The organism is Leifsonia aquatica H1aii (assembly GCF_000633535.1).
Lineage (GTDB): Bacteria > Actinomycetota > Actinomycetes > Actinomycetales > Microbacteriaceae > Leifsonia > Leifsonia aquatica_A.
On the sequence record NZ_AYMR01000017.1, the window covers coordinates 1 to 23,269 of the forward strand.

The window sequence follows — 23,269 nt, forward strand, 5'->3', positions numbered from 1 at the left end:
GGCGGAGCCGACGGATCCGCTTGATGGTGGACGACGAGCGCGGGCCGGGCGACCGGCCCGCGCTTTCGCGCTGCGTGGCCATCTCCCACGCCGAGTTCGCCGTCGCCAACTGGGCACGGGCACCGCTGTTCACGCGCGCCGCCGATCTCGGCGGCGACTTCTCCGACTTGTTCGGCCCCGACGCCGTGGACGAGCTCGTGGCCGATCGGGCGCTGCGCACCCCGTTCGCGCGGATGGCGAAGGAGGGCGACGTGCTGCCGCCGTCGCGCTACACCTCCGGCGGCGGCTTCGGCGCCGAGATCGGAGACCAGGTCTCCGGCGACCGCGTCCTGGCCGAGCTGGCGGCGGGTGCCACGCTCGTGCTCCAGGGTCTCCATCGGACGTGGGAGCCGATCGCCCGGTTCGCGCGGGCGCTCTCCGCCGAACTGGGTCATCCCTGCCAGGTGAACGCCTACATCACCCCCGCCTCCTCCCGCGGATTCGATCCGCACTACGACGTGCACGACGTGTTCGTCCTGCAGATCGCCGGGGAGAAGCACTGGCGCATCCACGCACCGGTGCACCCCGACCCGTTGCGGGGGCAGCCGTGGACGGACCATCGCACCGCCGTCGCGGCCCGGGCGCAGGAGCCGCCCGCGATCGACGAGACGTTCCGGCCCGGGGACGCCCTCTACCTGCCGCGGGGCTGGATCCATTCGGCGACCGCGCTCGGCGCCCTGTCGATCCACCTGACGGTGGGAGTCGCCGCGTACACCCGCACCGACATCGTCGAGGAGGCGGTGTCGCGCACGGCCGACATCCCCGAGCTGCGCGCCTCGCTCCCTCTCGGCTTCGATCCCGCCGACGAACCGGCGCTCACTCGCGAGGTCGAGGCGGCGCTGGACGCGCTGCGCACCGCCCTCGACGACCCCGCCCGCCGGGCCGGCGTCGCCGCCGCGGTGGGAGAGCGCCTGCGTGCCCGGCGGCGGCGGGACTCGCCGCCCGCACCCGTGCGCCCGCTGACCACGGTCGACGCCGTCGCCGCATTGGACGGACGCACGGTCATCGGTGCCCGCCCGGGTCTTCGGCCGGCGATCACGACCGAGGTCGAGACGGTCACGGTGCGCCTGCCGGATCGCACGATCGCGTTCCCGATCGCCGCGCGGGAGGCGGTGGCACGGCTCCTCGACCCGGGCAGCGAGCACGACGGTCCTCTCGCGGTGGCGCAGTTGCCCGGGCTCGATCCCGAGTCGGCCGTCGTCGTCGCCCGTCGGCTGCTGCGCGAAGGTGTCGTCGTGGTCGCCGAGCGGTGACCGTCGCACCGGACTGGCTGCCCTGCAGCGACCGCGCCCGGGAGCGCGGGGATCCGCTGACCGGAACCGCCGGGTTCGGCGAACGCTGGCTGCTGGTCGAGATCGAGAGCGGGTGGGGGCGCCACGCCTTCGTCGAGTCCGCCCTCGACCCGGCGATCGGTGCCGCCCTCGTGGCGCGCACGGAGGCGGCGGGAGTGCGCCCGCTGGCCATCCGCCGGACGGGGCTGCGCGCGGAGGAGCGCCGCGGCCAACGATCGTGGCGATGGGCCGTGGTGGACGCCCGGCCCGGCCGCGAGGAGATCCGCTGGGGCGCAGTGGACGACCCGCGCGACCTGCTCGGGATCCCCCTGGACGGGAGCGCGGGCACCGCGGACCCCCGCCCGGTCTACGCCGTCTGCAGTCACGCGCGGCACGACCAGTGCTGCGCGGTGCGCGGACGCCCGGTCGTCGCCGCTCTGGCCGCGGAGCATCCCGAGGAGACGTGGGAGTGCTCCCACCTGGGAGGCGACCGCTTCGCCGCGACGATGATCGTCTTCCCGCACGGCCTGCTCTACGGCGCGGTCCCGGCCGGCGAGGCGCTCACGGTGGTCGCCCGGCACGCGGCGGGCCGGATCGATCCGCGTTACTTGCGCGGGCGCACCTCTCTCAGCACGGTCGCCCAGGCCGCCGAGGCGTTCGCCCGCGACCGTTCGGGCGATGACGCGATCGGCGCCTACCGCGTGCGCGCCGAGCACCCGCATCCGCACGGCTGGACGGTCGAACTCGAGCACGCCGAGGGTCCCGTCCGGGTGGAGGTCGGAGAACGGCTGTCCGCACCGCTGCTGAGCACGTGCGCGGCGACGATCGCGCACCCGGTGCGGGAGTTCGTGCCGGTCTCGGTCGAGCCCGGCCGAGCCCGGGTCGAGCCCGGCTGAGCCCGGTTGAGCCTCCGGACGCGGGGCGGAGCCCGGCCCGGGTCGCGGCTACGCGGTCTGGGCCGCTGCGACGCCCCACTGCTGGATCTTGACCATATTGCCCGCCGGGTCGCGGAACGCGCAGTCGCGCGAGCCGTAGAACTGGTCGATCGGCTCCTGGAGGACCTCGGCCCCGAACGCACGGACGCGCTCGAAGAGCCCGTCCACGTCGTCGGTGCTGAAGACGACGCCGGGGAGGGTGCCCTTGGCCACGAGCGCGGCCAGCGCGTCGCCGTCGGCCTGGGGGCGGCCGGCGTACGGATCCGAGATCACGATCTGCGAGCCGGGCTCCCCGGCGACGCCCATCGTGATCCAGTGGTGGCCGTCGTAGGCGACGTCGTTGAGGACGTCGAGGCCGAGCGCGTCGCGATAGAACACGAGGGACTCGGCGGGGTCGGTGGCGATGATGTCGACGAAGTGCACGGAGATGGTCATGACCTCACTCTAGGAACGGGGAGCGGGTCCGTGCTTCTCCAAAACTGCTCGACTCAGCCGCGCTGGTGGTCCCGCACCGGGCGGACCCGCTGCTTGGCGATGCAGTCGGGCATCGCGGCGACCGAGAGGTGCTCCCGCGAGCGGTAGCTGGTGGGCGTCTCCCCCACGAGCTCGCTGAACTTCGCGCTGAACGAGCCGAGCGACGTACAGCCGACGGTCATGCAGGCGTCGGTGACGCTCATCCCGGTCCGCAGCAGCGCCATCGCCCGCTCGATCCGCCGGGTCATCAGGTAGCTGTAAGGGGTCTCGCCGTATGCGGCGCGGAACTGGCGGGAGAAGTGCGAGGCCGACATGTAGGCGTGTGCGGCCAGCGTCGGCACGTCCAGCGGCTTCGCGTAGTCGCGGTCGATAAGGTCGCGTGCCCGGCGGAGGGCCGCGAGCGTCTGCAGCTCCTCGGGACTCACACCGCCACCGTAGCCTGGTCCGCCGCCGTCGACCAGGCGGGTTCGGACTCGACCAGCCGGATGAACCCGCTGAGCTCGGTCACACCGGTCGGGGTGGTCGGCAGGAATTCGGACAGCTCCGGCGAGTGCACGAGGAAGGCGGCCCACTTGGCGCGGGAGATCGCCACGTTGAGGCGGTTCTTCATCAGCAGGAACGCCATCCCGCGCGGGGCGTCGGCCGCGCTCGACGCGGCGAGGCTCACGATCGCCACGGCCGCCTCCTGGCCCTGGAACTTGTCGACGGTGCCCACACGGACGGCGGGATGGCCCGCCGCGTCGAGCGCCGCCCGCACCTCGGCGAGCTGAGCGTTGTACGGCGTGACGACGATCACGTCGTCCGGCCCGAGCGGGTGGTCGTCGACACCGGAAGCGGGGTCGCTCCACGACCGCCCGAGCACGTCGCGCACCAGCTCGACGACGACGGCGGCCTCCTCGGGCGACGCGGTCGCGTTGCCGGCGTGCTCGACGGGAACGGGGTGGACGCCGGCGGCGACCCCGGCGAGCAGCCGCCGGGCCGCGTCGGGGTGCGCGTGCAGCCGTCCCTCGTACGAGAGCACGGAGACCGGTCCGGCCACGGCCGGGTGCATGCGGCGGCTCTCGGCGAGGAAGTAGCCGAACTCCGCCGGGAGTACGTCGTGACCGTCGCTCACCCAGCCGAGGGCCGAGCCGTCGACCGGCTCCGGATGCCGCCCCTGACTGACCTGCGGCAGCTGCTGCGGGTCTCCCAGCAGCAGCAGGTTGCGCGCGGCGACCCCGACGGCGATGGTCGAGGCGAGCGAGAACTGGCCGGCCTCGTCGACCACCAGCAGGTCGAGACTGTCCCGCGGCACCCGGCCGGGGTTGGCGAAGTCCCACGCCGTGCCGCCCAGGACGTACCCGCCGGCGGCGTTCCGCTCCGCGAACTCCAGCTGACCGTCCGTGGGGAGGACGGTGAAGGCACGGGCGGCCTCCGGGTCGGCCGTCGAGCTCGCGGTCTTGCCGACCCGGGCGGCGTCGAGACCGGCGGCCACGACGCGGTCGAGCAGGTTCTCGACGACGGCGTGCGACTGGGCGACGACGCCGATGCGCCAGCCGTGGTCGGCCACCAGACGGGCGATCACGTGCGCGCCCAGGTACGACTTCCCCGTGCCGGGAGGGCCCTGCACGGCCAGGTAGGAGCGATCGAGGTCCAGGAGGCTGGCCACGACGGCGGCGATGCGGCCGCTCCCGTCGGCCGGCCCCTCCTCCGCCAGCGCGCCGGACGACGTCCGCGGCGGGGTGCGCCGCACCAAGTCGACGGTGGCGTCGACCGGCCAGGTCCCGGCCTGGAGCGCACCGAGCAGGCCCGTCCCCCACTCCCGGATGGCCTCGCCGAGCCGGCGGGCGTCCGGCGGCGCGGCCGGGGTGAGCGCGGTGGGCCGGTCGCGGTACGGCAGCACATCGCGCGGCAGGGTCTCTCGCACGATGACGGAGCCGTCGTCCGTCGCGCCGATCACGGCGACGGTGCGGGCCGTGCGCGAGCCCGGCTGGGCACGCGGCTGCCGGAACGGACCGGGGAACTCGTACAGCAGGTACGGCCCGCCGCGCTCGCTGACCCGGACGGAGCTGCCGGCGCCCCACTGACCGCTCAGGAGGAGCTCCCGGCGCTCGACCCGCTGGCCGTCGTCCTGGTGCCAGTCCCGCACGACGCGCACCGAGTCCACCGCGAGCACGTCCCGTGTCTCGGCCCACTCCTCGATCGGCTGGATGAGCCGCGCGTAATGCGATTGCCAGAAGCTCTTCTGCTCCCGGCGGTGGAAGTCGATCGCCGCGGCCGCCAGCGCGACGGCGGCGCGATCCGGGGTGCGGTGGGGGTCGAGCGGATCGCCCGCGTAGCCGAGCAGGGCCGCGCGCAGCGGCGACTCCTCGGGCGGGACCTCCAGGTCGTCGACCGGGGAGGTGCCGACCGGGATGCCGTTCTCGGCCGCCCGCGCCAGCAGCCAGTCCCGCAGCCGCAGGGTGCTCACGCAGTCGTAGCGGTTGTAGTCGCCCAGCGCATCGAGAAGCGGCTGCGCCTCGGCGTCGCGGCCGAGCGCGAGCAGATCGCGCGCGTTGGCGTACTCCGAGATCGAATCGGCGCCGTTGGTGACCTCGCTCTGCCGCAGCTCGGTGCCCATGTAGAGCGGTTCGAGCTTCTTGATCGAGTACGACCGCGAGCCGACGCGGACCGCTTTGCGCACGAGCGGGTACAGGTCGACGAGCACGCCGTCGCGCAGCAGGCCGTCGACCTCCTCCTCCCCCACGCCGTGCCGCGCGGCGAGCGCCAGCAGGTGGGTCTGCTCGTAGGCGGCGTAGTGGTAGATGTGCATGCGCGGGTACTGCGCCCGCCGCTCCCGGACGAACGCCAGGAAGGACTCCAGCGCCACCCGCTCGGCGGCGAAGTCGTGGCCCCAGAACGCCGTGAACTCGGCGTGGACGTCGACCATCCCGAACAGGTAGTCCAGGCCCCAGCGCTCCCCCGAACCCTCGGTGTAGAGCGGGTCGCCCTCGAAGTCGAAGAACAGGTCGCCCGCGTCGGGGTGCGGCAGGGCGGCGAGCACGGGCGCGTTGAAGACACGCACCGGAGGGGCCTCGCCCGCCGTCGCTCGCAGTTGGAGCCGGGCCTGCTCGCGCAGCCCGTCGAGCGTGCCGTCCGGGATGCCGTCGACCGGCCCGGTGGAGGCCGCGAGCGCGTCGATGGTGCCGAGGCCCGCGGCGATCAGGTGCTCGCGCTGCGTCACCCGCATGCCGGCGACGAGCAGGACATCGCGCGCGGCCTGCACCTCGGCGTCGCACGTGTCGCACCGGCCGCACACGGTGAAGCGCGGGTCGCCCCAGGCCACCGGGCCGGCATCGGCGACGTGGGCGTCGATGATGCCGAGGAGCCGAGCGCGCCGCTTGCGGTAGACGGGCTCGATGTCGGACAGCCGGTGCTCGCTCACGGAGCCGTCGCCCAGCAGCAGCTCCACGGTCTCGTCGGTGTCGACGCCGAGCCGGCGCAACTGGTCGGCGTAGGCGGCCAGCTGCAGCAGCGCCGTCACCCGGGCGCTGCGCGCCAGCTTGGAGTCCTGCACACGGTAGCGACCGTCGGGCCGGCGCACCACGAAGTCGGCGAAGCCGACGAAGGCTCCGTCGAAGAACGTGGCCTGGAAGACGACCTCCGCGGCGCTCTGGAAGGCCGCCGAGGTCTGGGCGACCGCCTGGGCGAGGGCGTCCGCCGTCAACGACTCCGGTCGCCCGATCTCCGCCACGGCCTCACCGAACCGCTCCCGATAGCGCTCCAGGATGTGGTGCTCGTGCTCGTCTCCGAGGCGCGACGAGCGCACGTACATCGGGTCCTCGATCTCGGGCGCCTTCTCGAGCCTCCCGAGCTTCACGTCGAGCGAGCGCAGGAAGGCGAACTCGCACTTCGACGCCTCGGTCAGGTCGCTGGCGCTGGTGACGATCACTCCGTCGAGCACGAACACGCGCAGCCCCTTCCGTCGGGTGTCCCCCCAACCTAGCCGAGACCCCCGACACGACCCGGGCCGCCGTCGGGCGCCGGCGGTCAGCCCTTCGCCGCCGCCTTCATCGCTCGCTTGTGCTCCCGCACCCGGGCGAGGGAGTCCGCGTCGACGATGTCGGCGACCGAGCGGTAGCCCTCCGCACCGTAGTCGCCCGCCGCCTCACGCCAGCCCGGCGCCTGCAGGTCCTTCTGCTTGCCGAGCAGGGCAAGGAAGATCTTGGCCTTCTGCTCGCCGAACCCGGGCAGCGCCTTCAACCGGCGCAGCACCTCGGCCCCGGAAGGATCGTCCCGCGTCCAGATCGCGGCGGTGTCGCCGCCCCAGTCGCCGACGATCGCCGCGGCGAGCGCCTGCACCCGACCGGCCATCGAGCCCGGGAAGCGGTGGACGGCCGGCGTCTGCTTCATCGCCTCGAGCAGCGTGTCGGGGTCGAGCGCGGCGAGCTGGGCGGGGTCGAGCGCGCCGAGCCGGTCGCGCAGCTTCGCCGGGCCGGCGAACGCGGTCTCCATCGGGACCTGCTGGTCGACCAGCATCCCGACGAGGAGGGCGAACGGGGAGCTGTCGAGCAGGGCGTCCGCGGACTCGTCGGCGGTGATGTGCAGGCTCATGCCCTCCAGTCTTCCACCAGGCTCGGGTTGGACGGAGCGACAATCCGGATCGTTTGCTCTCGGTGTGCATGCAAAGTGCATGTCTTGTATGCTGGTTGCATGACGACGATCCAGGTCCGCAACGTCTCCGAGGAGACCAGCCGTGCGCTCAAGGCGAAGGCGGCGCTCGAGGGCCGCTCGCTGAGCGACTACCTCCTGCGCGAACTCGACCGCCTGGCGACGCGTCCGAGCCGCACTGAACTACTGGAACGGATCGCGAGCCGCGGCGTCGCCACGCTGTCACCGGCCGCGCACGTCCTCGCCGAACAGCGCCCGGGTCGATGACGCTCGTCGTCGATGCGTCTGCGGTCGCCGAGATCCTGTTCGGTACCGAAGCAGGACACAGGGCGGCCGCGCTGATCGGCGGCCACGACCTGCTGGCGCCGCAGCACCTCACGGCGGAGGTCGCCTCCGTCATCCGCGGGTGGTCGCTCAGTCGGCAGATCACGGAGGAGCAGGCGCTGCGCGCGTTCCGTGAGTTCGACGCACTCGGTGTCGAGCAGGTGCCGATGATGCCCACGCTGCCCGCCGTTCATGCCCTGCGGCACAACGTCAGCGCGTATGACGCCATGTACGTCGTGCTCGCCCGCGCGGCCCAGAGCTCGCTGCTGACCCTCGATGCTCGTCTCGCAGCAGCCGTTCCGGACTGCGCGCTGCTGCCGTGATCTTCAGGCGGTCAGCTGGCCGGCCACTGCCGATGCGTTCATCGTCCCACGGAGGGCCGGACGCCGCACGGGCCTCAGACGAGGAGCAGGACGCCCGCGACGACGGAGGCCACGGCGAGCAGCAGCGCCACCCCGAGGAGCACCGCGTGGACCACCAGGAACGGTGTCGCGCGCCCCGCCGCGTCGCGCGCGCGGGCGTCCTTCCGGACCCGGGTGAAGAAGCGCGGCCACGCGAAGACGTTGAACAGCGCGTTGAGGAACAGGACGAGGGCGGCGAAGACGGTCATCGTCCCTCCAGCGTACGGGACGGCGAGAACCGCTCGGACACGAGGTCGAGGAGGGCCGTCGCCGCGGCGGACGGCCGTGGCCGGGCGACCATCCCGAGCCGCCACTCGATCCGTTCGCGCAGCGGGACGACGACCGCGCCATCCGCCGGGATGACGGTCAGCGCGGGCAGTGCGGCGACGCCGAGGCGCGCCGCGACGAACCGCGGGATCTCTCCGAGGTCGGAGAGCTCGGTCGGGATGTGGCGGACGATCCCCCGAGCCGCGAGCTCCCGGTCGAGCGTGACGCGGTTGCCGAACCCGGCGCGCGCGTCCACCCACTGCTCGTCCGCCAGTTCGGTCAGCGAGACCTCCGCGCGTCCGGCGAGGGGATGCGACTCCGGCAGCAGCGCGACGAACGGGGAGACGGCGAGCTCGCGCTCGAGCAGCCCCGGCAGCCGGTCGGGGAGTCCGACGAACGCGACGTCGAGCCGCCCCTGGCGCACGTCCTCCACGAGTCCCGTCGAGCCGCTCGGCGACGGGCCGAGGCGGAGGTCGACGAGGGCGTGCCGCCGGTGGAACGCACCCATGATCGACGGCAGATCGATCGGGGTGAGGTTGGTGAAGATGCCGACCCGCACGACGCCGCGCAGCTCGCCGTCCCCGCGCGCCGCGTCGCGCATCCGGTCGAACGCCTCGACCGCGCCGCGCGCCTCCCGCAGCACCGCCTCCCCAGCGGGCGTCAGCCGCACGCCGTGCGGGTCGCGGTCGAACAACGGGGTGCCCAGTTCGCGTTCGAGGGCCCGGATGCCGGCGGACACGGTCGACTGAGCGGCGAACACGCGGTCGGCGGCGCGGGTGAAGTTCAGCTCCTCGGCGACGGCCACGAAGTAGGCGAGCTGACGGGTGTCCATGCGGCAATCGTATCCTTCGATGGCCAGGATCGATGTTATCCGTTGGACTCGATCGCCGATCGGGAGCATCCTCGGAGCATGACCACGATCCGCGAACCCGAGACCTCGCCTCTCCCCGCCGTTCCCACCCGCCGCTGGCAGCTGCGCCACGGCACGGGCTTCTGGGTCGTCGCCGCGGCGTTCCTCGCGGTGATGGCCTTCTCCACCGTTCCGACACCGCTCTATGCGCTCTACCAGGCGCGGGACGGCTTCCCCACCTGGGTCGTCACCGTCGTCTTCGCCGCGTACGCGGTCGGGGTGATCGCGAGCCTCTTCCTGATCGGACACCTCAGCGACTGGGCGGGCCGGCGACGGATGGTGCTGATCGCCGTGCTCATCGAGATCGTGGCGGCCGCGCTGTTCCTGGTCTGGAACGACGTCTCCGGACTGATCGTCGCCCGCGTCCTGTCCGGGATCGGGGTCGGGGCCCTGACGGCGAGCGCGACCGCCCATCTCAGCGAGCTGCGCGCCGTCGCCCGCCCGGCCGAAGGGCCGCGCCTGGCCGGGACGGTCTCCACCGTCGTCAACACCGGCGGCCTCGCGCTCGGACCGTTGATCGGCGGCGCGTTCGCGCAGTTCCTCCCGCAGCCCCTCCTCCTCCCCTACGTCGTGTTCCTGGTCCTGCTCGCCGTGGCCGCCCTCGCCGTGGCGCTGGTCCCGGAGACCGTCGAACGTGCGGAGGAGCGTCCCGCCTACCGCCCGCAGCGTGTCTCCCTCCCCGCCTCCGCTCGCGGCGCGTTCTCCGCCGCCGCGGTCGCCGCCTTCGCGGGCTTCGCCGTCTTCGGCCTGTTCACGTCGCTCGCCCCGAGCGTCGTCTCCGGGGTCCTGCATCAGTCGTCGCACCTGCTCGCCGGTGCCGTGCCGTTCTCGGTGTTCGCCGCATCGGCGCTGTCGCAGATCGTCTTCGCGCGGCTCCGGATGCGCACCCAGCTCGCTCTCGCCCTCGTCCTCATGCTCACCGGCCTGGTCGGGCTGGCGGTCGGCGTGCTCGTCGCGTCGCTGGCGGTCTTCCTGATCAGCGGCATCCTCGCCGGCGCGGGCGTCGGACTGCTGTTCCGTGCCGCGATCGGAGCGACCGCCGCGCTGGCCGCGCCGGAGCGGCGGGGCGAGGTGCTGGCGGCGATCTTCCTGATCGCCTACGTCGGGCTCGCACTGCCGGTGCTCCTCGTCGGCGTCGCGCTGATCGTCTGGCCGCTCGTGCCGGTGCTCGTCGTCTTCGTCGGAGTCGTCGGGGTGCTCGCCCTGTTCGGCGGCCTCCGGATGCTGCGCACGGCCTGACCCCTCCGGGTGCGCGTCAGCCGCGGCGGTCGATGATCCGGATCGCCGTGGCCGACGCGTATCCGCGCGCGACCAGGTCGACCTCGAAGCCGGCCAGCCGCTCCAGGTGCCGGGAGATCCGCAGCGGACCCACATCGAACGGCTCGCACCCGATCGCCGCGACCAGCCCCGCCACGACGTCCTTGGCCGGCTCGTCGTCGGACGCGAGGAGCACCTGGACCGGTTCGACGGCGTCCTCCGCGAGCAGTTCCGCGTAGACCGTGTTGAACGCCTTCACGACACGCGCCGCGGGCGCCGCCTCCGCGATCCGCTCGGCGAGCGACGGTCCCGCTCCGTAACGGCTCTCGAAGTGAGGCGGATCGATCGGGTTGCCGATGTCGATCAGCACCCGCCCCGCCAGCTCGGCGGCGAGCGAACCGACGAGGTCGAGCGCCACGGCGTCCTGCACCGCGACGATCACTGCGTCGGCCGTCGCCGCTCCACGGTGATCGGTCCCGTCGACGGCCCCGATGGCGCGCGCGAGCTCCCGGGCGCGCAGCGGGTCGCGCGAGCCGATCATCACATCGTGACCCGCACCGGTCAGCCGCCTGCCCAGCGCCGCCGTCATCGCGCCGGTGCCCAGTATCCCGATCCTCATCGCGTCTCCCTCACCTGGTGACAGCGGCGGCACGGGACGTCCGCGGCTGCGCGCGCAACCGCGGACGTCCCTGAGCGCAGCGGTCGCTCAGCAGTACTCGTAGCGGTACGCGCTGTTCCCCTTGGCCACCACGTCGCGGTCGCGCAGGATCACCGAGATGTCCTTGCCCTGCGCGGCGCACGCCTGTGTGTACGCGGAGCGCGGGTTGTCGGTGTACTCGATCTCGATCACGTTGTTGCCGTAGACCGAGGTGTAGGCGTCGCACTCGGTGTTGTACTGGCACTCCTCCGCGATCGCGAAGTCGAAGCCGACCGTGTTCTTGCCTGCCGAGCCGAGCTCGGTGGTGTTCTTCTGTGCGATCGCGAGACCCTTCTGGTGCGCGTGGGCCGCCAGCAGCGTCGCGAGGTCGACGTTGTTCTGCTTCGTCAGCAGCTGCTTCCCGCCGCTCTTCGACCGGGTCCACGAGTCCAGGTTGTCGGGCTCCACCGCCTGGAACCCCTTGGACGCGCACTCGTCGATCCAGCCGTTCACGATGGCGGCGATCCGCGTGCGCTTCGCGGCGGTGGAGGTGTCGAGCAGGTACTCGTTCCACTCCGGGTCGCCGACCTTGACCCCCTTCGCGTTGCGCAGGATCAGGTCGCTGTTCGCGCCCGCCCACGTGGTGGAGTCGTCGGGCTGGGTCTGGTACGCGTTCACATAGCAGATGTTGTACTTCCCGGTCACCGGCGAGGCCGTATGGTCTCGATCGACGATTCCGACGGAGGCGGCGGGGGTGTACGGCCCGCCGATCTGGTAGTCGAACTGGGCGTTCACCGGCGGCGGCGCCGGTGTCGCCGCCTGGGCGACGGTCGTCCCCGCCACGATCGCCACGGCGATCGCCCCCACGGAGAGCACGGTGGTCAGGACAGTGCGAGATGAGGCACGCATCGGTGCTCCGATCTGTGGAGGCCCCGCCTCGAGCTTCATCTCTGGCGTCACGCCCGGCGGTCGGTCCCCGATCGCCGGTAGGGCGCTCCACGGCCCGTTCAGACTACGAGAGCGTTCCGCGACGACGCAAGCGTCACGCCTGGGTCAGTCAGCCGCACTGGTCATTCGGCCGCGCTGGTCATTCGGCCGCGCTGAGCTGCACGCGCAACGAGTCGACGCGGGTCGCGATCACGTCGTCCGCCGCCCAGCGCTGCGCGAGCCGGGAGAGGATGGCGTCGAGCTCCTCCCGCGTGAGTCCGCCCGCGAGTGCCAGGCGCACCACGAGCTCCTCGCCGGCGAAGCGGTGGCTCGGGTCGCCGGCGGCCAGTGTCACCGCGTGCACGCCGAGTTCGGTGGCGATGGAGGCGTCGAAGGCGGCCGACACCGCCGGGTCGCGGTCGCTGGGCAGCCATTGCTCGCCGCGGGCGACGGCCCAGACGGCCGGCCGGCGCAGCACGAACTCCGTCTCGCTGGTCGGATCGAGCACCACGATCTCGGTCTCCTCCGCCGCCGCGGCCAGCGCGACACGACGTCCGTCCGCGGGGACGGGTCGCGCCGCGGGATTCCAGATCTGCATGGCGGTCACCGACGAGAACACCGGCAGGACGCTGCGGCCGTCCGGGCCCGAGACCGTCACGATGGACAGCTCCTGCGACTTGTCGACGGTGAGCCCCGTCTCGGTCGTCCCTTCGTCGCCGAGCTCAGCCACGAGCGGGATGAGGAGCCGGGAGGAGCGGAGCGCATCCACCACCGCCTCCGCGCCCACCTCGCCCGCCCGGAAGGCCGCGAGGGCGCCGAGCAGTTCGGGCGGAGCCGTGCCGTCGTCGTCGCCGAACGGGTTGTCGTCGAACTGACGCCCCTCCCACGGCTGGCCGGCGGAGTCGCCGAGCGAGGCCGCGAAGCTCCGCAGCCGATCGGCGCCCTTCTCCGTCGGCTGTGCGGCGGGACCGCCGGCTGCGTCCGCGCGGGCGCCGCCGTGTGCGCCCGGGTCCAGCGGGTCAGTATCCCGCGACATCCAGGGCCTCGGGCAGCGTGAAAGCCCCGGAGTAGAGCGCCTTGCCGACGATCGCACCCTCGAGCCCCAGCGGAACGAGTTCCCGCAGGGCAGCGATGTCGTCGAGGCTGGCGACGCCGCCGGAGGCGACGACGGGACGCTCGGTGCGGTCCATCACCTCTCGGAGCAGGTCGAGGTTCGGTCCGCGCAGGGTGCCGTCCTTGGTGACATCGGTGACGACGTAGCGGGCGCAGCCGGCCTCCTCGAGGCGGTCGAGCACCTGCCAGAGGTCGCCGCCCTCCTGGGTCCACCCGCGAGCGGCGAGCGTGGTGCCCCGCACGTCGAGTCCGACGGCGATCGCCTCGCCGTACTGACCGATCACGTGGGCCGCCCACTCCGGGTTCTCCAGCGCGGCCGTGCCGAGGTTGACGCGGGTCGCGCCGATCTCGAGGGCCTGCTCCAGCGACTCGTCGTCGCGGATGCCGCCGGAGAGCTCGATGTTGACGCCGCGCACCTGGCGGATCACCTTCTTGAGCAGGGAGCGGTTCGAGCCGCGCCCGAACGCCGCGTCGAGGTCGACGAGGTGGATCCAGTCCGCCCCCGCGTCCGCCCACTCGGCGGCCGCATCGACCGGGTCGCCGTAGCTGGTCTCGCTGCCCGCCTCGCCCTGGGTCAGACGCACGGCCTTGCCGTCGGCGACATCGACCGCCGGGAGCAGGACGAGCTTGGGCGTGTTGTTGAATTCGCTCACTGTGTTTCCTCGTTCGGGTCCGCGCGGGCGGACGGGTGATGCGCTGAGGCGGTCGGCTAGAGGGTGCCGATCCAGTTGCGCAGCAGCTGGATGCCGGCACGGCCGGACTTCTCGGGGTGGAACTGGGTCGCGCTGAGCGGGCCGTTCTCCACGGCGGCGACGAAGCGCGGGCCGTGCTCGGCCCAGGTGACGTGCGGCTTCGGGAACGGTCCCGTCACCTCCAGCGTCCAGTCCTGGGCGGCGTACGAGTGGACGAAGTAGAAGCGCTCGTCGCGCAGGCCGGCGAACAGCGTGGAGGCCTCCGGCGCGTCCACCGTGTTCCAGCCCATGTGCGGCACGACATCCGCCTTCAGCAGATCGACGGTGCCCGGCCACTCGCCGAGTCCCTCCGTCTCCACGCCGTGCTCGACGCCGCGCTCGAACAGCACCTGCATGCCCACGCAGATGCCGAGCACCGGCCGCCCGCCGGCGAGCCGCCGGTCGATGACCTCGTCACCGTGGGAGGCACGGAGGGCGTCGATGACCGCGGTGAAGGCCCCGACGCCGGGCACCAGCAGGCCGTCGGCCTCCAGGGCGCGTCGCCGGTTGCCGGTCAGCTCGACGTTCGCCCCTGCGGCCTCCAGCGCCTTGACGGCGGAGTGCACGTTGCCCGAGCCGTAGTCGAACACGACGACATCGGGAGTGCCCGAAGCGGTCACAGGGCGCCCTTGGTCGAGGGGATGCCGGACACCAGCGGGTCGAGCGCCTTCGCCTGGCGGAACGCGCGCGCGAAGGCCTTGAACTCCGCTTCGGCGATGTGGTGCGGGTCGCGTCCGCCGATCACGGTCACGTGGGTGGTCATGGCCGCGTTGAACGAGATCGCCTCGAAGACGTGGCGCACCATCGAGCCGGTGAAGTGGCCGCCGATCAGGTGGAACTCGAAGCCGGCGGGCTCCCCGGAGTGCACGAGGTAGGGCCGGCCGGAGAGATCGACGACGGCCTGGACCAGCGCCTCGTCCAGCGGCACCAGGGCGTCGCCGTACCGCGAGATACCGCTCTTGTCGCCGAGCGCCTGACGGATCGCCTGGCCGAGGACGATGCCGACGTCCTCCACCGTGTGGTGCACGTCGATCTCGGTGTCGCCGTTCGCGCGCACGCGCAGGTCGGTCAGCGAGTGCTTGGCGAACGCCGTGAGCAGGTGGTCGTAGAACGGCACGCTCGTGGCGATCTCGGCCACGCCCGTCCCGTCGAGGTCGAGGCTCAGCTCGATGCTCGACTCGCTGGTCTCCCGCTGCAGGCTGGCGGTGCGATTCGTCATGACTGCGAGTTTACTGGGACGGCGGAGCCCGCCGCGGCCGGACGCCCGAGTGCGGCGAGGGCCTCCAGGAAGGCGGTCGTCTCCGCTTCCGTGCCGGCCGTGACGCGCAGGTGGTTCGGGATGCCGACGTCGCGGATCAGGATCCCCCGCTCGAGCAGCGCCTCGAAGACCGCGTGCGGGTCGGCGACGCCGCCGAAGAGCACGAAGTTGCTGCCACTGCGGTGCGGTGCGTAGCCCAGCCGGGCGAGTTCGCCGACGAGGCGATCGCGCTGCACGCGGATCTCCCCGACCATGGCGAGCATCTCGTCCGCGTGGGCGAGCGCACCGAGGGCGGCCGCCTGCGTGAGCGCCGAGAGGTGGTAGGGCAGCCGGACGAGGCGCAGCGCGTCGACGACCGCCGGGTCCGCCGCGAGGTAGCCGACGCGGGCGCCGGCGAAGGCGAACGCCTTGCTCATCGTGCGCGAGACGAGCAGGCGCGGTCGTCCCTCGAGCAGGGTGAGCGCCGACGGCTCGCCGTCGGGCATGAACTCGGCGTACGCCTCGTCCACCACGACGATCCCGCGGGACGCGTCGTAGGCGGCCTCGATCGTGGCGAGGTCGAGGGGCGTTCCCGTCGGGTTGTTCGGGGAGCAGAGGATGACGATGTCCGGGTCGGCGCGACGGATCTCGGCCGCCGCGGTCTCGGGGGTGAGCTCGTAGTCGGCGTCGCGCGCGCCGGCGATCCACTCGGTGCCGGTGCCGGAGGCGAGCAGCGGGTACATCGAGTAGGTGGGTGCGAAGCCGAGCAGGCTGCGCCCGGGGCCGCCGAAGGCCTGCAGGATGTGCTGCAGGACCTCGTTGGATCCGTTCGCGGCCCAGATCCGGCTCGCATCCAGCCCGTGGCCGAGGTAGCGCGCGAACGCCTCGCGCAGCTCCGTGAACTCGCGATCGGGGTAGCGGTTGACGCCCGTGATGGCCACCGCCACCCGGGCCACGATGTCGGCCGCGACGCCCTCCGGCACCGGATGCGTGTTCTCGTTCACGTTCAGAGCGACGGGAACCGACTTCTGCGGGGCGCCGTACGGCGTCCGTCCACGCAGGTCGTCACGGATCGGGAGATCGGAGAGGGAGGTCACCCGTCCATGCTAGCGATGCGGGCGGGCGGGAACCCGTCGATGACGAACCGCTGCCCGACGCGCTGCGACGCCCGTGTGGGAACGCCCGCGCGAGGAACGATCAGTGCCTGTACTTCGTCGGGATGGCGAGCTGCTGGCCCGGGGAGACGACGCCCGAGGCGTCGAGGCCGTTCAGCTGGACCAGATCGGCGATCACGTCGCGCGGGTCGGCGCTCGGGGCGATGCGCTCGGCCACCGACCAGAGCGAGTCGCCGGACTCGACCGTGACGTGCTGGAACGCCACGCGCGTCTGCTCGCTCGTCGCGACGGCTCCGCCGCCTTTGAGGGTGAACGCGAGCGCTCCGATCACCAGAGGCAGGGCCACGAGGGCGGTCAGGACCGCCCGTCCGCGCCGCGTCAGACGCAGCCGCATGCGTGCACCCGCGGGAAGAGCGGGAATCGTGCTGCTCACCATCGCCGTCGTGCTCATGGCCGTGACCTCCTTATGCATCGCGGATGCGAAGCTGTGTTCCGAATGTATCTTCGAATGTTCGAAATCGCAAGACCCGATGCGCGCAAGAAATCCGTGAACGGATTTCGAGACACACTCGAACACATGTTTGTTTACGGGCGCATCGTGGATACAGTTTCGATTGTCTGGAGTTCACCTTTCCAGGCACCACCGACATTCGAGACGAGCGGATGCGGTCGAGGTCACGAAGGGACGAGCGTGTCGAACGAGAACCAGGCCCCGCGCGGGGGCACGCGCCGCCGCAAGAACCTCAGCGAGAAGCAGATCGCCATCCTGGATGCCATCCAGCGCTCCGTCAGCCAGCGGGGCTATCCGCCGAGCATGCGCGAGATCGGCGACGCGGTCGGCCTCTCCTCCCTCTCCTCCGTGACGCACCAGCTCAACCAGCTCGAGCTGAGCGGCTACCTGCGGCGCGACCCGAACCGTCCGCGGGCGCTCGAGATCCTCATCGACCTGCCGTCGACGTCATCGGAGTCCGTCGACTTCGAGAACCAGACCCCCGTCGGCGACGCCGCGATGGTCCCCCTCGTCGGCCGGATCGCCGCGGGCGTGCCCATCACGGCCGAGCAGCAGGTGGAGGAGGTCTTCCCGCTCCCCCGGCAGCTGGTCGGCAACGGCGAGCTCTTCATGCTGAAGGTGGTCGGCGAGTCGATGATCGACGCCGCCATCACGGACGGCGACTGGGTCGTCGTGCGGCAGCAGAACACCGCCGAGAACAGCGACATCGTCGCTGCGATGCTCGACGAGGAGGCGACCGTCAAGGTCTTCCGTCAGCGCGACGGCCACACCTGGCTGCTGCCGCGCAACTCGAACTTCGAGCCGATCCTCGGCGACTACGCGCAGATCCTCGGCAAGGTCGTGGCGGTCCTCCGCGCGGTCTGACCGCTCCCCTCACCGGGGCCGCCGCGCATTCGTGCCGAATGTCGCGAATCCGCGCGTCAAACCCCACATTCGTGACGAAAGTGCCGCGCGGCGCTCAGGCCCAGCCAAGCTCCTGGAGCTTCGCGTCGTCGAGGCCGTAGTAGTGGCCGATCTCGTGCACGAGCGTCACCCGCACCCGGGCGCGCAGCTCCTCGATGCTGGAGCAGCTCGCCTCGAGGTTGTTGCGGAACAGGGTGATGCGGTCCGGCAGCTCGCCGAAGCCGTAGACACCGCGCGTGGTCAGCGGCCGCCCGCTGTACAGTCCGAACAACCGGGGCCGGTCGCCCGACGGCTGGTCCTGGATGAGGAACGCCACGTTGTCCAGCCGGCCGACGAACGCATCGGGCAGCGCGTCGAACACCGTGCCCACCAGCTCCTCGAACTCGGCGTCCGTCATCTGCACCATGCGCCCATCCTGACGCACGGAGTCGGGGTCGCGCCCCGCCGTCCGCCCAGGGCGGAACCGGCGGGATGCGACCCCGGTGTCCGTGCTACGCGTCGACCGAGGCGCGCTCGCGCACCGCGCGCGTCGCCTCCAGGATGTTGCGCAGCGAGGCGACCGTCTCGTCGTAGCCGCGGGTCTTGAGACCGCAGTCCGGGTTCACCCAGAGCTGACGGCCCGGGATGGCCGAGAGGGCCGTCTCCAGCAGTTCGGTGACCTCCGCGACGGAGGGAACCCGCGGCGAGTGGATGTCGTAGACGCCCGGCCCGATGCCGTGCTCGAAGCCGGAGCTCTGGATGTCGTGCACGACCTCCATCCGGCTGCGCGCGGCCTCGATGCTGGTCACGTCGGCGTCGAGGTTGCGGATGGCGTCGATCACCACGCCGAACTCCGAGTAGCAGAGGTGGGTGTGGATCTGCGTCTCGTCGCGGACCCCCGCCGTCGCCAGCCGGAACGACCCCACCGACCAGTCGAGGTACTCCTCCTGCGCCGCGCGCTTCAGCGGCAGCAGCTCGCGGAGGGCCGGCTCGTCCACCTGCACGATGCGGATGCCCGCCTCCTCGAGGTCCGCGATCTCGTCGCGCAGGGCGAGCGCCACCTGACGGGCCGTCTCGCCGAGCGGCTGGTCGTCGCGCACGAACGACCAGGCGAGGATCGTCACCGGACCGGTGAGCATGCCCTTGACCGGCTTCGCGGTCAGGCTCTGCGTGTAGGTCGACCAGTCGACCGTGATCGGCTGCGGACGCGAGACGTCGCCCCACAGGATGGAGGGACGCGTGCAGCGGGAGCCGTACGACTGCACCCAGCCGTTCTGCGTCACGGCGAACCCGTCGAGGTTCTCGGCGAAGTACTGGACCATGTCGTTGCGCTCGGGCTCGCCGTGCACGATGACGTCGATGCCGATCTCCTCCTGCAGCTCCACGACGCGCGCGATCTCGGCCTGCATACGGGCGAGGTACTCCGCCTCGGTGATCAGACCCTTCACGAGCTGGGCGCGGGAGCGGCGGATGTCCCCGGTCTGCGGGAACGAGCCGATGGTGGTGGTGGGCAGGAACGGCAGGCCGAGCGCGGCCTCCTGCGCCGTCAGCCGCTCCTCGTAGTCGCCACGGCGGAAGTCCGCTGCGGTCAGCGCGGCCTCCCGGGCACGGACGGCGTCGACGCGCACGCCGGGCGCGGAGGCACGGTCGGCCAGCGCGGCCGTCGCCGCCGTGAGCTCGTCCTGGATCGCCTCGTGCCCGTCCACCAGCCCACGCGCCAGCACGGCGACCTGGGCGACCTTCTGGTCGGCGAAGGCGAGCCAGCCGGCCAGGCGCGCGTCGAGCTCGGGCTCGTCCTCGACGTCGTGCGGCACGTGCAGCAGCGAGGTGGAGGTGGAGACCGCGACGTCCGGGCTGAGCGACAGCAGTTCCGTCAGCGTGCCGAAGGCCGCCTCCAGGTCCCCGCGCCAGATGTTGTGTCCGTCGACCACGCCACCGACGAGGGTCTTGGTCGCGAGCGAGCCGGCGGTCGGCGCGTCCAGCCCGGCCGGGAGCTCGCCCCGCACCAGGTCGAGCGAGATCGCCTCCACGGGCGACGCCGCGAGCACCGGGAGCGCGTCGTCGAGACTGCCGTAGGGCGCTGCGACGAAGAGCGCCGGGCGATCGGCGGCGGACCCCAGCTCGGCGTAGGCGAGCCGCGCGGCCTCCAGGACTTCCGGGCGCGCGTCCTCGATGCTCTCGCTGACGAGGGCGGGCTCGTCCAGCTGCACCCAGGGGGCGCCCGCGGCGTCGAGCCGGGCGAGCAGCTCGCGGTAGACGGGGAGCAGATCCGCCAGACGGGAGAGCGGGCGGAAGCCCTCGGGGGCTTCGTCCGAGGCCTTGCTGAGCAGGAGGAAGGTCACCGGACCCACGATCACCGGTCGGGTGACGAAGCCCGCCGCGCGCGCCTCCTCGAACGCGGCGACGATCCGGTCGGAGGCCAGGCGGAAGTCGGTCTCCGGGCCGATCTCGGGCACCAGGTAGTGGTAGTTGGAGTCGAACCACTTGGTCATCTCCAGCGGGGCGTTGTCGCCCTCGCCGCGGGCGATCGTGAAGTAGCCGGCCAGGTCGACCGTGCCGTCCGCGGCCACGAGCCCGGCGAAGCGGGTGGGGACGGCGCCGACCGTGACCGCGGCGTCGAGCACCTGGTCGTAGAAACTGAAGCTCTCCGGGATCGCGGCGTCGGCACGGCCGAGCCCGAGCGCGGCGAGACGCTCGCGGGTGGCGGCGCGCAGCCCGGCCGCGGTCGATTCGAGCTCGTCGGCGGTGATCGCACCGGCCCAGAACGATTCGACGGCCTTCTTGAGCTCGCGGCGCCGGCCGATGCGCGGGTAGCCGAGGATGGTGCCGGCCGGGAAGGCGGCGCGGGGGGTGGAGGTCATGCGGGTTCCCTTTCGCTGAGGTCAGACGTGGAGTGGTCGGCGGGCAGCGCGCCGATCCGGTCGAGGACGGACAGCACCGCCTCGCTCTGATTGAAGGTGTAGAGGTGGAGGCCGGGGGCGCCTCCGTCGAGGAGGCGCCGGCCGAGGCCCGCCGCCCACTCGATGCCGATCTCGCGCCGGCCCTCGTCGGTCGGCTCGACCTCGAGCTGGATGGCCAGGTCGCTGGGGAGGTCCTCGCCGCTCAGTTCGAGCATCCGGCGCAGGCGTGCCGGCGAGGTGACCGGCATGATGCCCGGCAGGATCGGGAACGCGACCCCGGCCTCCCGCGCCTTCTGCGCGAACGACAGATAGTCCTCCGCGTGGAAGAACAGCTGCGTGATGCCGAGGTTGGCCCCCGCCGCCTGCTTGGCCAGCAGCGCGTCGATGTCCTGCGAGACCGAGTGCGACGCGGGGTGCCCGTTCGGGAACGCCGCGACGGCGATCTGCACGTGCTCGCGGCGGGCGAGCACGGTCCGGGCCTGCAGCCCGGGCACCGGCAGCTCGCCGTAGGGCACCCGCTCGGCCTGCACGCGGTGGATGAGCTGCACCAGCTCGGCCGAGCTGCGGATGTCGCCGAGGCCGTCGTCGCCGGCGGCCGCGTTCTCGGGCGGATCCCCGCGCACGGCGAGGAAGCGGCGCACGCCGGCGTCCAGGAACTCCCGGATCAGCCGGTTGGCCTCCTCGTGGGACGAGCCGACGCAGGTCAGGTGGGCCATCGGGCTCACGTCGGTGTGCTCCAAGATGTGCCGCAGCACGTCGAGCGACGAGGCGCGCGACGAACCGTTGGCGCCGTAGGTGACGGAGATGAAGTCCGGCCGCGCGGCGGCGAGCCGGTCGATGGTGGCGGGCAGCGCGAGGGCGGCCCGCTCGGAGCGCGGCGGGTAGAGCTCGAAGGAGTACCGCGCGGTGGTACAGCTCATGGCATCCTCAGGTGGTCGATCAGCGGCACGGGACACCCGGCCCCACCGAAGACGGCGGAGCAGGGTTTCGCGGGCGGGTGCCGGGCTCGGCTGTCGCACCACCGAGCGGTCGCCCGCTGCGGTTGAGTGCCGAATCTACAGGCGAGAAAGGCCGGACGGAATCGCCTGTGTCATCATTCGACACACGCGCTCCGTCCGGCCTCCCGTTCGCCGGTGCGGTCTCAGACCGCGAAGGGTTCGAACACCGCCGTGTACTCCGGCATGATCTTCGCGCGCACGCGCGTGCCCTCCTCCACGTAGTCCGTGGACAGCACACGCCCGCGCTCGTGCAGAGCCGAGATCAGGTCGCCCCGGTCGTACGGCACCACGAGCTCCACCTCGACCGAGAGGTCGGGCAGCAGCCGTGCGATCGCGGCGAGCACCTCGTCGATGCCCTCGCCGGTGCGGGCGGAGGCGAAGATCGCCCCCGGCTCCAGCCCGCGCAGCACGAGACGCTCGTCCGGTCCGATCAGGTCGGACTTGTTGAACACCACGATCTCCGGGATGTCCCGCGCACCGACCTCGCCGATCACGTCGCGCACCGTCGCCAGCTGGGACGCCGGATCGGGGTGCGAGCCGTCCACGACGTGGAGGATCACGTCGGAGTCGGCCACCTCCTCCAGCGTCGACCGGAACGCCTCCACCAGCTGGTGCGGCAGGTTGCGCACGAAGCCGACGGTGTCGGCCAGCGTGTAGAGCCGGCCGTCGGCGGTCACGGAGCGGCGCACGGTCGCGTCCAACGTCGCGAACAGGGCGTTCTCGACGAGCACGCCCGCCTTGGTCACCCGGTTCAGGAGGCTGGACTTGCCGGCGTTCGTGTAGCCGGCGATGGCGACCGACGGCACCGAGTTGCGGTTGCGGTTGGCGCGCTTGGCCTCACGGGCGGGCTTGAACCCGGCGATCTGCTTGCGCAGCTTCGCCATCCGCGTGTGGATGCGCCGGCGGTCCAGCTCGATCTTCGTCTCACCGGGTCCGCGCGAGCCCATGCCCGCACCGGCACCGCCGACCTGACCACCGGCCTGTCGCGACATCGACTCGCCCCAGCCACGCAGACGCGGCAGCAGGTACTCGAGCTGCGCGAGCTCGACCTGCGCCTTGCCCTCACGGCTCTTGGCGTGCTGGCTGAAGATGTCGAGGATCACCGCGGTGCGGTCGATCACCTTCACCTTCACCACGTCTTCCAGCGCACGGCGCTGGCTGGACGCGAGCTCGGTGTCGGCCACGACCGTGTCCGCTCCGAGCGCCGCCACGATGCCCGCCAGCTCCTCCGCCTTGCCCCGGCCGAGATAGGTGCTCGGGTCCGGGTGCGGACGGCGCTGCAGCAGGCCGTCGAGCACCACCGCGCCGGCGGTCTCGGCCAACGCAGCGAGCTCGCGCAGCGAGTTCTCCGCGTCCTGCTGGCTGCCCTGGGAGTAGATGCCGATCAGCACCACGTTCTCCAGCCGCAGCTGCCGGTACTCGACCTCGGTCACGTCCTCGAGCTCGGTCGAGAGGCCGCTCACGCGACGCAGCGCCGCGCGCTCCTCCCGGTCGAACTGCTCACCGTCGTGCGCGCCGTCGGCGAGCCCCGTCGACTGCAGCGCCTGGGCGCCGCTGCCGAAGAGGGTCACGCTCGCGCGGTTGTTCTCGGTCGCCAGCACGCGCGCGACGACATCGTCGGCGTCGTGTTCTTCGATATTCGTTCGTTCAGTCATCGTTCGTCCCCGTTCCGGGTCCATCCCAGTTTGTCAGTTCGGCTGCGTCCTGTACG

General features: G+C 72.1%; 24 protein-coding genes. 6 read left to right on the forward strand and 18 right to left on the reverse strand.

Annotation, left to right across the window (positions count from 1 at the left end; genetic code table 11):
- Both U870_RS0115575 and U870_RS0115580 read left to right on the forward strand, forming a co-directional pair.
- The coding region (locus U870_RS0115575; protein ID WP_240183723.1) for a cupin domain-containing protein at positions 1–1,292 on the forward strand (1,292 nt) is incomplete at its 5' end.
- Complete coding sequence (locus U870_RS0115580; protein WP_025158309.1) at positions 1,289–2,206, forward strand: sucrase ferredoxin; 918 nt, start codon at positions 1,289–1,291, stop codon at positions 2,204–2,206. The genes U870_RS0115575 and U870_RS0115580, both read left to right, overlap by 4 nt.
- Positions 2,207–2,254: 48 nt before the next feature.
- Here the strand turns inward: U870_RS0115580 and U870_RS0115585 are convergent, their stop codons facing one another.
- The 4 genes from U870_RS0115585 to U870_RS0115600 all read right to left on the reverse strand — a co-directional run bounded on the left by U870_RS0115585 (position 2,255) and on the right by U870_RS0115600 (position 7,291).
- The gene (locus U870_RS0115585) at positions 2,255–2,680 is read right to left on the reverse strand and encodes a VOC family protein (protein WP_025158310.1); all 426 of its coding nucleotides are present in this window, start codon (positions 2,678–2,680) and stop codon (positions 2,255–2,257) included.
- A gap of 53 nt (positions 2,681–2,733) precedes the next feature.
- The gene (locus U870_RS0115590; protein WP_025158311.1) at positions 2,734–3,144 is read right to left on the reverse strand and encodes a helix-turn-helix transcriptional regulator; all 411 of its coding nucleotides are present in this window, start codon (positions 3,142–3,144) and stop codon (positions 2,734–2,736) included.
- Positions 3,141–6,647: a TM0106 family RecB-like putative nuclease gene (locus tag U870_RS0115595; RefSeq protein ID WP_025158312.1), complete on the reverse strand. Its 3,507-nt coding sequence runs from the start codon at positions 6,645–6,647 to the stop codon at positions 3,141–3,143. Before U870_RS0115595 ends, U870_RS0115590 begins: the two co-directional genes overlap by 4 nt.
- Positions 6,648–6,727: 80 nt before the next feature.
- Positions 6,728–7,291: an HhH-GPD-type base excision DNA repair protein gene (locus U870_RS0115600; protein WP_025158313.1), complete on the reverse strand. Its 564-nt coding sequence runs from the start codon at positions 7,289–7,291 to the stop codon at positions 6,728–6,730.
- 99 nt (positions 7,292–7,390) lie between these two features.
- Between U870_RS0115600 and U870_RS0115605 the strand changes: the two genes are divergently transcribed.
- Both U870_RS0115605 and U870_RS0115610 read left to right on the forward strand, forming a co-directional pair.
- The gene (locus U870_RS0115605) at positions 7,391–7,615 is read left to right on the forward strand and encodes a FitA-like ribbon-helix-helix domain-containing protein (RefSeq protein ID WP_025158314.1); all 225 of its coding nucleotides are present in this window, start codon (positions 7,391–7,393) and stop codon (positions 7,613–7,615) included.
- Positions 7,612–7,995: a type II toxin-antitoxin system VapC family toxin gene (locus U870_RS0115610; protein ID WP_025158315.1), complete on the forward strand. Its 384-nt coding sequence runs from the start codon at positions 7,612–7,614 to the stop codon at positions 7,993–7,995. Before U870_RS0115605 ends, U870_RS0115610 begins: the two co-directional genes overlap by 4 nt.
- A 74-nt stretch (positions 7,996–8,069) precedes the next feature.
- Here the strand turns inward: U870_RS0115610 and U870_RS0115615 are convergent, their stop codons facing one another.
- Together U870_RS0115615 and U870_RS0115620 are read right to left on the reverse strand one after the other, a co-directional pair.
- Positions 8,070–8,282 (reverse strand): SCO4848 family membrane protein, encoded by a 213-nt coding sequence (locus tag U870_RS0115615; protein ID WP_025158316.1) that lies wholly within the window; start codon positions 8,280–8,282, stop codon positions 8,070–8,072.
- Complete coding sequence (locus tag U870_RS0115620; protein ID WP_025158317.1) at positions 8,279–9,172, reverse strand: LysR family transcriptional regulator; 894 nt, start codon at positions 9,170–9,172, stop codon at positions 8,279–8,281. The genes U870_RS0115615 and U870_RS0115620 overlap by 4 nt, the downstream gene beginning before the upstream one ends.
- Before the next feature lie 78 nt (positions 9,173–9,250).
- Here U870_RS0115620 and U870_RS0115625 point away from each other — a divergent pair, with 78 nt between their 5' ends.
- Entirely contained in the window at positions 9,251–10,489 is a 1,239-nt protein-coding gene (locus U870_RS0115625) for an MFS transporter (RefSeq protein WP_025158318.1), read from the forward strand.
- A 16-nt stretch (positions 10,490–10,505) separates the two neighbouring features.
- Here the strand turns inward: U870_RS0115625 and U870_RS0115630 are convergent, their stop codons facing one another.
- The 8 genes from U870_RS0115630 to U870_RS0115665 form a co-directional block, all read right to left on the reverse strand.
- Positions 10,506–11,126: an NADPH-dependent F420 reductase gene (locus U870_RS0115630; RefSeq protein ID WP_025158319.1), complete on the reverse strand. Its 621-nt coding sequence runs from the start codon at positions 11,124–11,126 to the stop codon at positions 10,506–10,508.
- Between the two features lie 87 nt (positions 11,127–11,213).
- On the reverse strand, positions 11,214–12,053 hold the full coding sequence (locus tag U870_RS0115635; RefSeq protein ID WP_029947694.1) for an endo alpha-1,4 polygalactosaminidase: 840 nt from the start codon (positions 12,051–12,053) through the stop codon (positions 11,214–11,216).
- A gap of 178 nt (positions 12,054–12,231) precedes the next feature.
- Positions 12,232–13,107: an SseB family protein gene (locus U870_RS0115640; protein ID WP_025158321.1), complete on the reverse strand. Its 876-nt coding sequence runs from the start codon at positions 13,105–13,107 to the stop codon at positions 12,232–12,234.
- On the reverse strand, positions 13,091–13,837 hold the full coding sequence (gene priA / locus U870_RS0115645) for a bifunctional 1-(5-phosphoribosyl)-5-((5-phosphoribosylamino)methylideneamino)imidazole-4-carboxamide isomerase/phosphoribosylanthranilate isomerase PriA (protein WP_025158322.1): 747 nt from the start codon (positions 13,835–13,837) through the stop codon (positions 13,091–13,093). Before priA ends, U870_RS0115640 begins: the two co-directional genes overlap by 17 nt.
- A gap of 56 nt (positions 13,838–13,893) precedes the next feature.
- Positions 13,894–14,535, reverse strand: coding sequence for an imidazole glycerol phosphate synthase subunit HisH (gene hisH / locus U870_RS0115650; RefSeq protein WP_025158323.1), 642 nt, complete (start codon positions 14,533–14,535; stop codon positions 13,894–13,896).
- Entirely contained in the window at positions 14,532–15,134 is a 603-nt protein-coding gene (gene hisB / locus U870_RS0115655) for an imidazoleglycerol-phosphate dehydratase HisB (RefSeq protein WP_025158324.1), read from the reverse strand. The genes hisH and hisB overlap by 4 nt, the downstream gene beginning before the upstream one ends.
- The gene (locus tag U870_RS0115660; protein ID WP_025158325.1) at positions 15,131–16,249 is read right to left on the reverse strand and encodes a histidinol-phosphate transaminase; all 1,119 of its coding nucleotides are present in this window, start codon (positions 16,247–16,249) and stop codon (positions 15,131–15,133) included. The genes hisB and U870_RS0115660 overlap by 4 nt, the downstream gene beginning before the upstream one ends.
- 100 nt (positions 16,250–16,349) lie before the next feature.
- On the reverse strand, positions 16,350–16,718 hold the full coding sequence (locus U870_RS0115665; protein ID WP_025158326.1) for a LysM peptidoglycan-binding domain-containing protein: 369 nt from the start codon (positions 16,716–16,718) through the stop codon (positions 16,350–16,352).
- Positions 16,719–16,958: 240 nt separating this feature from the next.
- On the opposite strand from U870_RS0115665, the gene lexA reads away from it, so the two are divergent.
- A complete protein-coding gene (lexA, locus tag U870_RS0115670; protein WP_025158327.1) occupies positions 16,959–17,642 on the forward strand; it encodes a transcriptional repressor LexA in 684 nt (227 codons plus the stop codon).
- Positions 17,643–17,736: 94 nt separating this feature from the next.
- On the opposite strand, the gene U870_RS0115675 is transcribed toward lexA, so the two are convergent.
- From U870_RS0115675 to hflX, 4 genes are all read right to left on the reverse strand, one after another.
- Positions 17,737–18,087: a metallopeptidase family protein gene (locus tag U870_RS0115675; protein WP_025158328.1), complete on the reverse strand. Its 351-nt coding sequence runs from the start codon at positions 18,085–18,087 to the stop codon at positions 17,737–17,739.
- An 85-nt stretch (positions 18,088–18,172) separates the two neighbouring features.
- On the reverse strand, positions 18,173–20,521 hold the full coding sequence (gene metE, locus U870_RS0115680) for a 5-methyltetrahydropteroyltriglutamate--homocysteine S-methyltransferase (protein WP_025158329.1): 2,349 nt from the start codon (positions 20,519–20,521) through the stop codon (positions 18,173–18,175).
- Positions 20,518–21,480 (reverse strand): methylenetetrahydrofolate reductase, encoded by a 963-nt coding sequence (locus tag U870_RS0115685; RefSeq protein WP_025158330.1) that lies wholly within the window; start codon positions 21,478–21,480, stop codon positions 20,518–20,520. The genes metE and U870_RS0115685 overlap by 4 nt, the downstream gene beginning before the upstream one ends.
- Before the next feature lie 221 nt (positions 21,481–21,701).
- A complete protein-coding gene (gene hflX, locus U870_RS0115690; protein WP_025158331.1) occupies positions 21,702–23,213 on the reverse strand; it encodes a GTPase HflX in 1,512 nt (503 codons plus the stop codon).
- Positions 23,214–23,269 lie beyond the last annotated feature (56 nt).